Raw genomic sequence first — 13,944 nt, 5'->3', positions numbered from 1 at the left:
CGACGATCAGCCATCCAAGGCCTCGGACGGTGGCGGCGTGCTGGGCGTCAGCGGTGGCCACGATGCCGGGGGCGGGCCAAATGCGCGACGACCGGCCCGCACAGCCAGAGCGGCGAGGGCAGCGTTGGCGCCACCGCCAATCACAGCGCCGATGCCGAACGGTGCCACTCGACCGAGAACGATGATTCCCTGCTTGGTCCCGTACTTCGTGATGAAGTGTCTGCCCAAGATCTTGTTGATCTGACGCAACGTCTCGCCGGGAACCTTGGCGACGACCTGGCGTCCCCAGTGTTGCCCCGTACGCTCGGCGACCTTGGTGATGGTGGCGGAGCCGGACCCGCCGAGCATGATTCCCATCACGATGGTTCGACGGCGCTCGATCTCGTCGATGGGGACTCCGTGGACCTCGGCGATCGAGAGCGCGAAGAGGGCGCTCAGCTCAAGAGATGAGAGAGCCTCGCCGGCCGACAGTGCCAGCGCGACTCCCGTGCCGACGCCCGGCGCTGCCGCAGTTCCTCCAACCGCAGCACCCGTCCCGGTCAAGGCGCTGACGTACATCCGCTCCAGAGTGCGGATCACCTGTGCTGGTGTCGCCTCTGGGTTCCGCTGGCGGGCCCGGGCGATGTTCTTGCGCACCAGTGCACTCTGGACGTCGATTGCCTTGTCCAAGAGGTCCAGGACCCGCTGCCCACGTACGGCTGCTTCCGGAACCGGTCCGTCGAGGGCATCTGTTGCCATGCCTTGAGCTCCCTAGGTCGTCACGTCTTAGCTGAGCCTCCCATTCGACCAGCGGAGTGGACCTTGCACCAGATCTGAACGGTGGACGCCGTACTGGTCGGCGAGTCTGTTGACGGAGACGCCCGCGGAGTGGGCGGTCCCCGACGCGTCCTAGCCGTTCATGCCTGGTCAAAGCACAGGCAGAAGGGGTGCCCCGCGGGGTCGACCATCACCCGGACGTTCTGCTGCGGCTGGAACTCCGCCACGGTGGCTCCCAACGCGACCGCCTCGGCGACGGCCGAGTCCAGGTCGCCGACTTGGAAGTCGAAGTGCATCATCGGCCGCTGTTCCCCCTCGATCGGAGGCCAGACCGGCGTCCGGTAGCCATCCGCCTGCTGGAACACGAAGAAGGGTCCTTGCGGGGAAGCGGCGACGATGGCCGTTCCAGGCTCCTCGTGTCCGATATGCCACCCGAGAAGCTCGGCGTAGAACCTGGCCAGGCCGCTGGGGTCCGGTGCCTCGATCGTCGTTCCCCACCACATGCCACTCGTTCGTGACCTCATGCCAGTAGCCTGCCCCATAATCACGACCTTGTCGTGCCAAGAGCACACGAGATCAGCGCCGGAGCGAACCAGGGCGACGAGGTGGGCTCCGGTGATAGCTCTCCAGCGGGCTGATCCACAGGTCTTGAGCATTGCTCTGGCCCAGGTTGGTTGGTCGGCTCCAGCCGAAGACTCCCGGCCCGCGCTTGCGCGGCCCGTGCCGGCGTCGGGAGAATCCTGGGCCGTGTCGGAAGATCACCAGCCGGAGACCGGCGAGGACGAGACGGTCATCGAGAGCTACGTCGCCGGGTGCCCCATCGACCCGGAGTTGGCCGGTCAAATCGTCAGGTTGGCAGACCTCCCATGGAACGATCGGGACGTCACCGACAGCGCGATGCGCGGTCTCGGCTGGTCTGACGACGAGGTACCGACCGACGAAGCTCGCTTTGTCACCGCGGCCGGTCACGTCGTCTACGGCGACTACTGCCTCTACCTGCCGTTCGCCCATTCCTACGACGTGGGCGGGGAGCTGTGGCCGGACGACTTCTGGGGCTCGCTGCCCGGCTGGTCGAGCCAGCGGGGGGCCGGCCGCGAGGAGTTCGAGGCGCACGTCGACGCGTCCATCGACCGGTTCGCCGAACGGCTCGGCCCACCGGAGTGTGACGTCCGGACCGAAGGCAGGCACCTTGCCATCGGTCGGTACTCGTGGCGGTACGCCGCCTGGCGACGTGGCGGCAACATCCTCGTGATCGGCCCGGCCCTGGACGGCTTCTCCTACGCCCAGGACGAGGAGGCTGTCGTCTACATAGGTGAGTTTGCCAAGGACAGCCCGTTCCCGGACGCCGCCGACTTCCTCAACCTCATGCATACCTAGGACCCGTGCCCCCTGGGCTCACGTCCTGAGCTGCGCCAGCTGCCGCGCCGACCGAATATGTCGTGGTGTTGGACAGCTGACCTGGGATGCTGTCCGGGTGACCGTCATCGGCTCGGTCGTCTTGGTAGGCCTGTTCTCGGCGAAGGACCGCGATTACCAGGACCGCCTCGACGCGCTGGAGGCGCAGGTTACGGCACTGGGAGGACAGGTGCTGGACCGGTTCGTCCAGCGCAGGGGTGTCTCCGATGGTGGGGTACGACTGATGACCGCGCCGTTGTCGCGTCGTTTCCTCATCGGCCCGGGAAAGCTGGAAGAGATCGCTACGACCTGTTCGAGCAGAAACGTCGACGCCGTTGTCTTCATCAACGGCCTGAGCGGCTACCAGCGCCGATGGCTGTCGACGCGCCTCGGGCGCCCGGTGCTGACCCAGGCCGACCTCGACCCGTCAGCGCATCACCTAACCAGCCCTACCCGATCTCAGCGTCGCGCTGGCCGCAGACAGAGACCCAAACGCCGACGGTAGTGCGACATCACCTCGCGAACCGCGATGCACTGGGCGGCGACTTCTCACACGAGGCTCTACGGCGGCCAGACGGAGGGCAGCGAGTGCCCCTCCGCTCACCAGTCATGTCACGCCGGTCCACACCGCCCTGCTGCCGGTGTCTCCGGCCAGCACGACGTACACCGCGCTGAGCACCCCGAAGACAACGATCGCCGCGATGAGGAGCAGACGCACCCAAGAAGGCAGCCGGGCGACCCGCGGATGCCCACTGGTCACCAGCAGAAGCAGCAAAGTCGACACTCCCAGCCCAAAGGTGAACGATCGCGTCAGCTCGCCGTACCGCTGATGCTCGGCCACCTGCGCAAGAATCTCCGGCGGATAGCCCTTGGCGGTCAGCGTCTCCTTCAACGCCTCTCCGGACTGAGTGGCCAGCTGGGTCGCCAGCGGCGCGGCGATGGCGAGCAGCAACGCCGCCCAGCCGATCCAACGGCGTAGCCGGGGCACGAACGCGTAGACGGCGGCGGCGAGCACAAGGAGTGGGACGAAGACGACCGCCGCGTGCACCACCAGAGGGTGTAGCGGGATTCCTCGGAATTCCTCGAACACAGCCCTCTCCTCGGTGGCCCGGCAACGATCGCAACGAGAAGTAAAGATGCGTGACAACGACCGGTTCTCATCGATGGGGCAGCGGGGATCCCCGTTGAGTCCCAGCCTAGGGCTGGTGGAGCACGTACTCCGGAACATTTGCTGACCAGCCTCGCCAAGTGGCGGTTGGCATCCGTAGCGAGCCAAGCCCACCCGAGCCGCCGCCACGGCGCCGCTAGCTCGATCCGATCCCGCACCACCGTGACCACGCCCCCACCCGGTGAAGACGCACCGGTTGGCCCGATGGCAATACCGCCACCCTGACGCCATGCGGTAGGCCAGTCCGATATCGCCAGTTCCGGCGAGGTGGAGGCCGGCGGGTGGAGACTGGCCGGTCATCGGGTCAGGCCGACCAGCGTCGCCAGTCGCGCCACGCCGGCCGGCGCCGGGTGACCCCGGGCAACCTCGGCGATCACGGTACGCGCCAACGGCCGGCACCGGACCTCGGCCGGCGCGACGCTGTCCGCGTCGACAAGCGCGCGGGCAGCGCCGCGCAGGTCACCAACCTGGAGGTACGCCCGCGCGGCATCCACCAGGTACGCGCCCCGGTACTCGGCCGGCAGCCGCCGCCACGCCTCCCGCCGGATCACCGTCGCATGCCGCTGCACCGCCTCGGCGGCGTCACCCCGCAAGACCGCCACCACCACCCGCGCCAGGTCGACGGCGATCGGCCCAAAGCTGGTGCGGTGCGGGTCGTCGTACCCGCTGAGCTGGGCGGCGATCCCCGCGGCCCGGTCGCTCAGCTCCTCGGCGCGGCGGGGGTCGCCGCAGCCGGCGGCGGCCAGGGCGGCCTGAAGCAGCAACGTCCCGCAGACGGCCCACTCCCCCGCCGGCCGCTGCGGCGTCGGCGCGACGCGGTTCGCGGCGGCGAGCGTCGCGGCGAGGGCCAGCCGGTCCCGGCCCGACGCGCGCAGCGCCTGCCCGACCGACACGGCCGCCGTCGCCGCGAGGACCGGATCGTCGCCCGCCACAGCCATCGCCCGGTCGGCGGCCAGCCAGCCGAGGTCGGGCTCGCCGAGCTTCACCAGCACCGACGAGGTGATCCGGTACGCCTGCACCAGCAGCTCTGCTGACTGCGCGCCCTGGGCGGCGTCGAGCAGGCCCGGCAGCACGCGTACCAACTGCGCGTAGTGCGCGTGCTGATAGGTCAGCCAGGCGTGCCCGACCTGCCTTCGCAGCACCTCCGTTGTTTGGGCTGGCGCTTGTGGGGTGTCGTAGCGGGCGAGGGCGGCCCGGATGTCGTCCACCCCGTCCGGCCTGCTGGCCGGGGTGCTCCGCGGCCGGCCGAGCAGCACCTCCGGGTCGACGCGCAGCACGTGGGCCAGCTCCTGGATCACCGAGTACCGGTCCAAGGTGCGGACGCCCCGCTCGACCTTGTCCACCCAGCTCTTCGACCTGCGGAGCCGGTCGGCGAGCATCTGCTGCGTCATCGACCGCCGCACCCGCCAGCGGGCGACCCGGCGGCCGATCGGCACGTCATCGCTGGTCACGCCGCCACCGCCGGTCCGGGACCGCACGGGTGGTGTCCTCCACCGGTACGCGATCCGCCTCGGCCTGCGCCAGAAGGCGCTGCTTGGCAGCCTCCCGCTCGGCCGCCTCCGAATGCTTGCCTTTGTTCTCCGGAGCGCCGTCGTCCTGACTGCTCATCCCCGCCTCCTCCCGTGGAGGCCCAGCGGTGATGCTCGGGATCGACCACCGCCGCACCAGGCCAACGGGACGCGACTACGCCCCAAACCGGACACTAGGGCGGATCAGTGATGGCGGAATTACTGCCAGTTATGCAGCCAGGTTGATGCCGATGCGGCCGGCGAGTAGACGCAGCTCGTCCGGGATGGCTCGGCGCTGGGCGTGCTGCGCCAGCGCCACCACGGCGTCGCGGGCGAGGGGGTTGATGGCGAACGGGATCGGCGCGGCCCGCTCGGCCTGCACGAACGCGGCCAACGCCTCATCATCCCGGCGACCGCCGTCTGCCAGCGCTCGGCCGATGTCAAGCCAGTAGGACAGTTGGCGATTTGATGCCACCAGCACCTGTGGCCGTACCGTCCGGGACAGCTCAATCACCCTGGCAGACTCGCCCTGCTCTGCCGCGATGGACATTTTCCAGAGCCCTACGTTGGTCGGCCCAAAGCAACAACCGTTGAAGCCGCCACCGTCGGCCGGATCTCCCAAACTCGCCGCCTCACGCGTGGCCTCCGCGAGGTGGTCGCGGGCAACATCCGGACGACCATCCACGGTCGAGGCCAGCGCAGCCGTGAGGTGCAGTTGTCCAAGCATTTGTCGGACCCGAACGTCCGAGGCCCCTCCCTGAAGCTCCACCAGCGACCGGTCAGCGGCGCTGGCAGCCAACCGTGCGGACTCGATTGGCAGGCTCTGCGCGTACGCGAACCGAGAGGCTCCAATCCACGAGCGATCTTCGACGTCCTCAGCAGCTGACACGGACACCCGAGCGGCATTGAGCGCCAGGTGTCGGTATCCGAGGTGCCGCAGGCAAGTGGAGGCTTGGTATGCGACCTGGGCGAGCGCGGCCCCACCCACGGCGGCAGCTTCGAGCAGCAGGCTGGGGAGCAGGCGAGCCATCGCCGGGTAGTTGCACGAGTTGCGGAGCTGATCGCTGCGGGCGATCTCGGCGGCCAGGCGGTCCTTGGTGTAGGTCGACGGGCGGCGTTCGCCGTCCTCGATCTCGATCAGGGCCGACCAGATCGCCGGAACGCACTCGGCGGCGGTCTCGCGGGCCGGATCGCCGGACTCTGTGCCCTGGCCGAGGAGATCGGCCACCGTGACCTGGAGTGCCGCAGCGAGAGCGACCAAAGTGGAGCGGCGGTCAATCGTCTTCCGGCCCGACTCGACCTGCGAGACGTAGGACTGGGTGACGCCAGCGAGCCCAGCCAGGACGGCCTGAGTCATGCCGCCACGGCGCATTCGCCAGTACCGGATCCTGGCACCGATGGTGTCCGGCTTCTTCACCATGCCTTCGTCCGCTCCCGAGTAGAGGACCGGGATAGCGACCACACCCTGCTATCCCCGCACGTTTGGACGGTACACCGACAAAGCATCCAAGCGATGACGCTGAGTACCCGGAAGGCGTCGCCCCCAGCGTCGGAGCTGGCTACGGTCGCCAGGTGACCTGAACAAGCCGGACAAAGGACCTGGAAGCGACGCCGGCACGGCTTCCGAATCTGGCTCCCCTCTATGTCAAGACACCGCCGGGAGGAGAGTTCTATCCTGGGTTTCGGCGCCGTCGGCACATCAGCCGGAATCGGCCTTCGCGTTCGCTGGCGTCCTTATCAAATTTGCACCGAGGGCATTTTCTCTCCGCCGTACTGCACGCAGCCCAGTACTCCAGGAAGGCAATGTCGATAAGAAGCCACTGGGCAACTCCCTCTTGATACTGCACGGCGGCTAGCAGACCACTGGCAACTGCCGTGCCAAGCGCAAGCACCAGCGCTGCAGCCATAGCTTTTAGGCTGATCGTAAAGGTGTCGCTGCGACAGATGGACACCTCCGCCGCTATAACACATATGACGGTGGCCGGAACGATACCGATGCACATCTGGCGGACTGATCGTCGGTATTCATATTCAGCCTGAGAGGCAGCGGACATTTTGCTGCGGGCGAGGCTGACCGCGAGATGGAGGTCGTATCGCGTACTTACCGGCTTTGCGAAAAGCTGGTGCCACCAGCGCCTGCGGGATCTCCACCACGATCGCAAGGCCAAGGATTCAGGCCTGCGTTCCCAGGGTTCGTCCTGAAAAAGCCGGTGGAGGTGCCCAATGAGCGGCTGATCCCCATCGGCCTGGGACTCGACCTGGACCGCACCGAGCATTTCTAACCGCTGTGCTCGCAGGTTTTGAACGAGGCGATTCGTTGGCCAGTAGAAGGTTGCCATTACTACGACAATTCCGATGGTGTACGCAAGTCCCAGCAGGACCAGCAGAACCAAGATCGCGTGAACGGAACTTGAATTGGATGCGGCGACGGCACGAGCCAAGCGCAGGTGTTGACTCCACCCCCAAGCATCGCCGAGCACCACTAGGAGCCAAAAAGCAGCAGCGACAGTCGCCGCACCGGGAATCAAGAATTCAATCCGCAGAGATGCACCGTACTTCACGCGGCGTCAGCCTGCCATGACAGCTCGTCAGCTTCAACACCTACCGGTCAAATGTCCGGATGTCTACAGTGCTACACACAGCAGGTCGTCAGCCGTCATACTGTTCTGCCGAGATCGGCCTGCATCCTCCTTCGAGCGATTTGGCCTCAACCTCACAGCGCCACAATCGCCGCCGTCTCGGCGGGCAGCTGAATCCGGTCACGCATCACGGTGACCCCCTCCCCCGTCGCCAGCAGCACCCGCCGCGCCACCCCCGGCAGACTTACCCCCTGCCCGCGCCCAGCCAGGTTCGCCACAACCAGCGTATCCCCCCGCCGCATCAGCAGGAACTGATCCCCATGCTGCACAGAAACCGCGTGCAGCCGAGGATCGGACAGGTCCGGAAGAGACCGCCGCAGCCCGATCAACCGCTGATAGAACGACAACATCTCCCGATGCTCGGGCTTGTCCAGCTCCGCCCAGTCCAACCGCGACCGTACGAACGTCTGCGGGTCCTGCGGATCCGGCACGTCCCCCTCCGGCCACCCGTGCGCCGCGAACTCCCGCCGCCGCCCGGTAACCACGGCCGAAGCCAACTCCGGCTCAGGATGCGACGTGAAGAACTGCCACGGCGTCGACGCCGCCCACTCCTCCCCCATGAACAGCATCGGCGTGAAGGGCGCGGTCAGCAGCAAGACAGCACCCACGCGGAGCATGGCGGGCGACAGCGACGCCGAGATCCGATCCCCGCTAGCCCGGTTGCCGATCTGGTCGTGGTTTTGCAGGTACGCCACCAGCCGGTGCCCCGGCACCCGCGGATCCAGAGGCCGCCCATGGTGCCGGTTGCGGAAGCTGGACCAGGTGCCGGCGTGGAAGAACCCGCCGGTGAGCACGTCCGCCAGAGTCTCCAGAGACCCGAAGTCGCCGTAGTAGCCCTGCCGCTCCCCCGTCAGCAACGTGTGCAGCGCGTGGTGCGCGTCGTCGTTCCACTGGGCGTGCAGCCCGAAACCGCCCGCCTCTCGAGGCGTGATCAGCCGGGGGTCGTTGAGGTCGGATTCGGCGATCAGCGACAGCGGCCGGCCCAGGTGGGTGGAGAGCGCTTCGACCTCGATGGCCAGCTCTTCGAGCAGCGGCACCGCGCGGGTGTCGGGCAGCGCGTGCACGGCGTCCAGGCGCAGGCCGTCGACGTGGTAGTCGCGCAGCCACATCAGCACGCTGTCGATGATGTAGCGGCGTACCTCGTCGGAGTGCGGGCCGTCGAGGTTGACCGAGCGGCCCCAGCTGTTGCTCTGCTCGGCGAGGTAGGGGCCGAACCGCGGCGCGTAGGCCCCGGAGGGCCCGAAATGGTTGTAGACGACGTCGAGGATCACCCCCAGCCCCTTGGCGTGGGCGGCGTCGACGAGGCGTTTCAGGCCGTCGGGGCCGCCGTAGGGCTGGTGTGGGGCGTACCAGCAGACGCCGTCGTACCCCCAGTTGTGTTCGCCGTTGAAGGCGTTGACCGGCAGCAGCTCGATCAGGTCGACGCCGAGCGAGACGAGGTGGTCGAGGCGGTCGATGGCCGCGTCGAAGGTGCCTTCCGGGGTGAAGGTGCCGATGTGCAGCTCGTAGAGGATGCTGCCGGGCAGTTGCCGGCCGGTCCAGGAGCTGTCGGTCCAGTCGAAGGCGGCGTGGTCGTAGCGTCGGCTCGGCCCGTGCACACCAGCAGGCTGCCACGGCGACCGGGGGTCAGGCAGCGGAGTCTCGTCGTCATTCAGCAGAAAGGAGTAGTCGGGGCCGGCGTCGGGCACCTCGACCCGCCACCAGCCGTTCGGGGCGGCGCGCATCTCGTGGTCGGCGGCACCGGGCAGGCGCAGCCGGACCCGGGTGGCGTCCGGCGCCCACACCGTGAATTCGGTCATGAAGCAGCCTCCGCGGAATCGGTGGGAGGAGCCAGCAGTGCGACGGGATAGTCGGCCAGCAGATCGGCCAGGGAGGTCTCCCCGCCACTGTAGACCCGGCCGGTGAACAGGTCCTTCACCTCGTTAACGGGAAGCGACAGGACTGTGTCACGCCATCCACCGGCGCGGGCCAGGCCCAGCGGCAGCCGGGTGGCCACCGCGATCGCGCCGCCCCGGTCGAAGGCCACCACGTGCCGCCCCGCCGGCCCGTGCGCCGGCACCGGCCGGTAGCCGGTGAACAGCTCCGGGTGCGCCTGGCGCAGCCGCAGGGTCCGCGAGACCACCAGCAGCTTCGCCGCGCCGCTGTCGTCCACCGGGGGACGCCAGCCGCCGTCCAGACGCGCCAGCACCTCTCGGCGTACGAAGAAGTCGACCGGGCGGCGGTTGTCGGGGTCGACGAGCGAGTTGTCCCACAGCTCGGTGCCCTGGTACGTGTCCGGCACCCCGGGCATGGCGAGCTGCACCAGCTTCTGGCCCAGCGAGTTGCACCAGCCGGCCGGGGTGATCGCCGCCGCGAACTCGGTCAGCTCGTCGTGCAGCTGCGGGTCGTCGTACATCGCGTCGACCACGCCGTGCATCGCCGCCTCGAAGACCGGGTCGGGGTCGCCCCAGCTGGTCGCGGTGGCGGCCTCGCGAGCGGCCTTCTCGACGTACGCGTGCAGCCGCTCCCGTTCGATCGGCCACGCGCCGACGGCGGTCTGCCAGAGCAGGTGGGCGAACGCCGGGTCGGGCAGCGGCGCGTACGCCATCCAGGCGGTGACCTGCTCGCCCCAGCGGCGCGGCAGCTCGCTGAGCACGGCGAGCCGGGCGCGGACGTCCTCGCCGCGCTTGGTGTCATGGGTGGAGACGGTGGTCATGCTGGCCGGCCAGCGGACCTGCCGGGCGGTGGCGAAGCGGTGGAACTCCGCCGGCGGCACCCCGAAGTGGGCGGGGCTGCCGCCGACCTCGTTGAGCGCCACGAACCGGGTCCAGCGGTAGAACGCGGTGTCCTCGACGCCCTTGGCCATCACCGCGCCGGTGAACTGGGGGAAGCGCTGCGCCAGCTCGTCATCGGGGTCGCGCAGCCGGCGGGTGACCGCGTCCAGGGCGGTGACCAGGTCGGGGCGGCGGCGGCCGGCCTCGGAGCGGGCGGCGGCGAGGTGCCGTGCGCCGTGCGGCGGGTAGCCCCGGTAGACGGCGAACGCGGCCGCCAGCTCGGCGAGGGCCGCCCGCGCCGCCTCGCGCGGCACCTCGGGGGCGAGCGCGGCCAGCCGGGTCAGCTCGGCGGCGAGCAGCCGGGTGGCGGCGGCCAGCTTGGTGTCGTGCGTCAGGTCCTCCCACGAGGTGTGGCGCCCGACGAGCCGGGCGTCCAGCACCGTGAAGTCGCCCTCGGCGTCGGGGTCGACGAAGAGGCCGTTGACCGCGGCGAGGGCGTCGTAGCCGGTGGTGCCGTCCACCGGCCAGTCCGGCAGCTCCTCGCCGTACTCCAGGATCTTCTCCACCACGAGCCAGGCCTCCGGCGCGGCAGCCCGCAGCCGGGTCAGGTAGCCGCCCGGGTCGCGCAGCCCGTCCGGGTGGTCGACGCGGATGCCGTCGACCTCCCCGGCGGCGGCCCAGCGCAGGATCAGCTCGTGGGTGGCGGCGAACACCGCCGGGTCCTCCACGCGCAGCCCGGCAAGATCCGACACGGCGAAGAACCGGCGGTACGTCAGCTCGGCGTCGCCGCGCCGCCAGGAGACCAGCTCGTAGTGCTGCCGGTCGTGCACCTCGCGGGCGCTGCCGTCGCCGGTGCCGTCGGCGACCGGGAACCGGTGCTCGTGGTAGCGCAGCTCCCCGTCGACCAGCTTCAGGTCGTCCAGGGCGTCCGGCGCGTCGGCCAGCACCGGCAGCAGCAGCCGGCCCCGGTCCCAGTCGATGTCGAACCAGTCGGCGTACGACGAGGCGCGCCCCCGGCGCAGCACATCCCACCAGGCGGGGTTGGCCGGCGGAACGGCCACCCCGGCGTGGTTGGGCACGATGTCGACGACCAGGCCGAGCCCGGCGGCGGTCAGCGCGCGCAGCAGCCGCTGCCGGCCCGCCTCGCCGCCCAGCTCCGGGTTGACGGCCCGGTGGTCGACCACGTCGTAGCCGTGCGCGGAGCCGGGGGTGGCGGTCAGCAGTGGGGCGCTGTAGAGGTGGCTGACGCCGAGGTCGGCCAGGTAGTCGGTGATCTCGGCGGTGGCGGTCAGGTCGAAGCCCGGGCGGACCTGCACCCGGTAGGTGGCTGTCGGCGTCTTCTGGGCGGGCTGAGGGGTGGCAGCCATCTCAGATCGTCCTCTCCAGCACCAGCAGGGAGCGGTCCGGCACCCGGACGGTGCCGCCCGCGCCGATCACCAACACGTCGTCCGGCTCGGGTTCGGCGGTGCTGATCACCCGTTCCCACTTCTGGCCGTACTCGCTGCCCGGCAGCGTGAAGTCCAGTGGCGCGTCGTGGGCGTTGAAGCACAGCAGGAACGAGGCGTCGTGGTGCTTCTGGCCGTACTGACCGCGCTCGCGGATGCCCTCGCCGTTGACGAACAGCGCCACCGAGCGGCCGAAGTCGTTGCCCCAGTCGTCGCCGGTCATCTCCCGCCCGTCCGGCGTGTACCAGGCCAGGTCGGGCAGCGGCGCGTCGATCTCGCGCCCGCCCACCGGCAGGCCGGTGAAGAACCGGCGGCGGCGGAACACCTGGTGCCGGGCCCGGAACGCGGTCAGCTTCCGGACGAACTCCAGCAGCTGGGAGTCGGCATTGTCCCAGTCGACCCAGGCCAGCTCGCTGTCCTGGCAGTAGACGTTGTTGTTGCCGTGCTGGGTGCGGCCCAGCTCGTCGCCGTGGCCGATCATCGGCACGCCCTGCGACAGCATCAGGGTGGCCAGGAAGTTGCGCCGCTGCTTCGCCCGCAGGGCGAGCACCGCCTCGTCGTCGGTGTCGCCCTCGACGCCGCAGTTCCAGGAGCGGTTGTGGCTCTCGCCGTCCCGGTTGTCCTCGCCGTTGGCCTCGTTGTGCTTGTCGTTGTACGACACCAGGTCGTTGAGCGTGAACCCGTCGTGGACGGTGACGAAGTTGATGCTGTGGAACGGCCGACGCCCGTCGTCCTGGTAGAGGTCGGCGGACCCGGAGATCCGGGACGCGAACTCGGCGAGGGTGGCCGGCTCGCCGCGCCAGAAGTCCCGCACCGTGTCGCGGTACTTGCCGTTCCACTCGGTCCACAGCGGCGGGAAGTTGCCCACCTGGTAGCCGCCGGGGCCGACGTCCCACGGCTCGGCGATCAGCTTCACCTGGCTGACCACCGGGTCCTGCTGGACCACCTCGAAGAAGGTGGAGAGCCGGTCGACCTCGTAGAACTCGCGGGCCAGGGTGGCCGCCAGGTCGAAGCGGAAGCCGTCGACGTGCATCTCCTGCACCCAGTAGCGCAGCGAATCCATGATCAGCTGAAGGGAGTGCGGGCTGCGCACGTTGAGGCTGTTGCCGGTGCCCGTGTAGTCGACGAAGTAGCGGCGGTCCTCCTCGCTGAGCCGGTAGTAGCTGGGGGCGTCCACGCCCTTGAAGCTCAACGTGGGCCCGAGGTGGTTGCCCTCGGCGGTGTGGTTGTAGACCACGTCGAGGATGACCTCGATGCCCGCCGCGTGCAGCGCCTTGACCATGCCGCGGAACTCCTGCACCTGCTGACCCAGCCGGCCCAGCGCCGAGTAGCCGTGGTGCGGGGCGAAGAAGCCGATCGTGTTGTAGCCCCAGTAGTTGCGCAGCCCCAGGTCGACCAGCCGGTTGTCGTGGATGAACTGGTGCACCGGCATCAGCTCGATCGCGGTCACCCCGAGCCGGGTCAGGTGCTCGATCATCGGCGGGGAGGCGATCCCGGCGTACGTGCCGCGCAGCTCCTCGGGGATGTCCGGGTGGCGCATGGTCAGCCCGCGCACGTGCGCCTCGTAGATCACCGAGTGGTGGTACGGGGTGCGGGGCGGCTTGTCGTTGCCCCAGTCGAAGTACGGGTTGACCACCACCGACTTCGGCATGAAGGCCGCCGAGTCGGTCTCCGACATCCGCTCCGGGTGCTCCAGGTCGTAGTCGTAGACCGCCGGGTCCCACTCCACGTCGCCGTCGATCGCCTTGGCGTACGGGTCGAGCAGCAGCTTGTGCGGGTTGCAGCGCAGCCCGTTCGCCGGGTCGTACGGCCCGTGCACCCGGTAGCCGTAGCGCTGCCCCGGCTCGATCCCCGGCAGGTACGCGTGCCAGACGTACGCGTCCACCTCACGCAGCTCGACCCGCAGCTCGGCGCCGGTGTCCCACTCGTCGAAGAGGCACAGCTCCACCCGCTCGGCCAGCTCCGAGAAGATGGCGAAGTTGGTGCCCATCCCGTCGTAGGTGGCGCCCAGGGGGTATCGCTCGCCCGGCCAGACCTGCATGTCGCTCCTTTGGACCATGGTCATGTGCGCACCCCGCGCCACGAGCGCACCGGCGTGGGCCGCCAGCGCGCACGCCGCTAATGCCCCACGCTCCGCCCCGCCAATCCATCCTTTCAGGGGATGCCCGGAATCCACCTGTCTGATGCGCGCCAAACCCTCAGGTGTCTTCCGTCACCTTGGCTCTTTTCAGGATGCGCGGCGGCGCTCGATGCCCTTTGCTTGTTCGGGGACGCGCCCGC

Annotated in this window: 12 protein-coding genes; 2 read left to right on the top strand and 10 right to left on the bottom strand. The window is 69.1% G+C overall.

From position 1 onward, the window contains the following. Positions 1 to 6 precede the first annotated feature (6 nt). Entirely contained in the window at positions 7 to 738 is a 732-nt protein-coding gene (locus AB0K07_RS27465; protein WP_363759327.1) for a hypothetical protein, read from the bottom strand. 158 nt (positions 739 to 896) lie between these two features. Further along, positions 897 to 1,280 carry a VOC family protein gene (locus tag AB0K07_RS27460; protein WP_363759324.1) on the bottom strand — a complete coding sequence of 128 codons (384 nt, stop codon included), beginning with the start codon at positions 1,278 to 1,280 and terminating at the stop codon, positions 897 to 899. 223 nt (positions 1,281 to 1,503) lie between these two features. Here AB0K07_RS27460 and AB0K07_RS27455 point away from each other — a divergent pair, with 223 nt between their 5' ends. Then, on the top strand, positions 1,504 to 2,133 hold the full coding sequence (locus AB0K07_RS27455) for a hypothetical protein (protein WP_363759321.1): 630 nt from the start codon (positions 1,504 to 1,506) through the stop codon (positions 2,131 to 2,133). A 97-nt stretch (positions 2,134 to 2,230) separates the two neighbouring features. Continuing rightward, the gene (locus AB0K07_RS27450; RefSeq protein WP_363759318.1) at positions 2,231 to 2,656 is read left to right on the top strand and encodes a hypothetical protein; all 426 of its coding nucleotides are present in this window, start codon (positions 2,231 to 2,233) and stop codon (positions 2,654 to 2,656) included. Between the two features lie 102 nt (positions 2,657 to 2,758). On the opposite strand, the gene AB0K07_RS27445 is transcribed toward AB0K07_RS27450, so the two are convergent. The 8 genes from AB0K07_RS27445 to glgX form a co-directional block, all read right to left on the bottom strand. Next, entirely contained in the window at positions 2,759 to 3,241 is a 483-nt protein-coding gene (locus AB0K07_RS27445) for a DUF2231 domain-containing protein (protein WP_363759315.1), read from the bottom strand. Between the two features lie 374 nt (positions 3,242 to 3,615). Further along, on the bottom strand, positions 3,616 to 4,770 hold the full coding sequence (locus AB0K07_RS27440) for a helix-turn-helix transcriptional regulator (RefSeq protein WP_363759312.1): 1,155 nt from the start codon (positions 4,768 to 4,770) through the stop codon (positions 3,616 to 3,618). Next, on the bottom strand, positions 4,757 to 4,927 hold the full coding sequence (locus AB0K07_RS27435) for a hypothetical protein (RefSeq protein ID WP_363759309.1): 171 nt from the start codon (positions 4,925 to 4,927) through the stop codon (positions 4,757 to 4,759). Before AB0K07_RS27435 ends, AB0K07_RS27440 begins: the two co-directional genes overlap by 14 nt. A gap of 129 nt (positions 4,928 to 5,056) precedes the next feature. After that, positions 5,057 to 6,247: a helix-turn-helix domain-containing protein gene (locus AB0K07_RS27430; RefSeq protein WP_363759306.1), complete on the bottom strand. Its 1,191-nt coding sequence runs from the start codon at positions 6,245 to 6,247 to the stop codon at positions 5,057 to 5,059. A gap of 250 nt (positions 6,248 to 6,497) precedes the next feature. Continuing rightward, complete coding sequence (locus tag AB0K07_RS27425; protein WP_363759303.1) at positions 6,498 to 7,388, bottom strand: hypothetical protein; 891 nt, start codon at positions 7,386 to 7,388, stop codon at positions 6,498 to 6,500. A 152-nt stretch (positions 7,389 to 7,540) separates the two neighbouring features. Then, positions 7,541 to 9,265 (bottom strand): malto-oligosyltrehalose trehalohydrolase, encoded by a 1,725-nt coding sequence (gene treZ / locus AB0K07_RS27420; protein WP_363759300.1) that lies wholly within the window; start codon positions 9,263 to 9,265, stop codon positions 7,541 to 7,543. Continuing rightward, the gene (treY, locus tag AB0K07_RS27415; RefSeq protein WP_363759297.1) at positions 9,262 to 11,586 is read right to left on the bottom strand and encodes a malto-oligosyltrehalose synthase; all 2,325 of its coding nucleotides are present in this window, start codon (positions 11,584 to 11,586) and stop codon (positions 9,262 to 9,264) included. Before treY ends, treZ begins: the two co-directional genes overlap by 4 nt. Before the next feature lies 1 nt (position 11,587). Beyond that, positions 11,588 to 13,705, bottom strand: coding sequence for a glycogen debranching protein GlgX (gene glgX, locus AB0K07_RS27410; RefSeq protein WP_363759529.1), 2,118 nt, complete (start codon positions 13,703 to 13,705; stop codon positions 11,588 to 11,590). Between the last annotated feature and the right edge of the window lie 239 nt (positions 13,706 to 13,944).

This window comes from Micromonospora sp. NPDC049301 (assembly GCF_040678715.1).
Classification (GTDB): domain Bacteria; phylum Actinomycetota; class Actinomycetes; order Mycobacteriales; family Micromonosporaceae; genus Micromonospora.
This window is presented reverse-complemented; position numbering and strand designations above follow the sequence as displayed.

Coding starts and splice junctions, on each gene's coding strand:
- AB0K07_RS27465 (WP_363759327.1), bottom strand. CDS start 738: ATGGCAACAGATGCCCTCGACGGACCGGTTCCGGAAGCAGCCGTACGT.
- AB0K07_RS27460 (WP_363759324.1), bottom strand. CDS start 1,280: ATGAGGTCACGAACGAGTGGCATGTGGTGGGGAACGACGATCGAGGCA.
- AB0K07_RS27435 (WP_363759309.1), bottom strand. CDS start 4,927: ATGAGCAGTCAGGACGACGGCGCTCCGGAGAACAAAGGCAAGCATTCG.
- AB0K07_RS27430 (WP_363759306.1), bottom strand. CDS start 6,247: ATGGTGAAGAAGCCGGACACCATCGGTGCCAGGATCCGGTACTGGCGA.
- treZ (WP_363759300.1), bottom strand. CDS start 9,265: ATGACCGAATTCACGGTGTGGGCGCCGGACGCCACCCGGGTCCGGCTG.
- treY (WP_363759297.1), bottom strand. CDS start 11,586: ATGGCTGCCACCCCTCAGCCCGCCCAGAAGACGCCGACAGCCACCTAC.
- glgX (WP_363759529.1), bottom strand. CDS start 13,705: ATGCAGGTCTGGCCGGGCGAGCGATACCCCCTGGGCGCCACCTACGAC.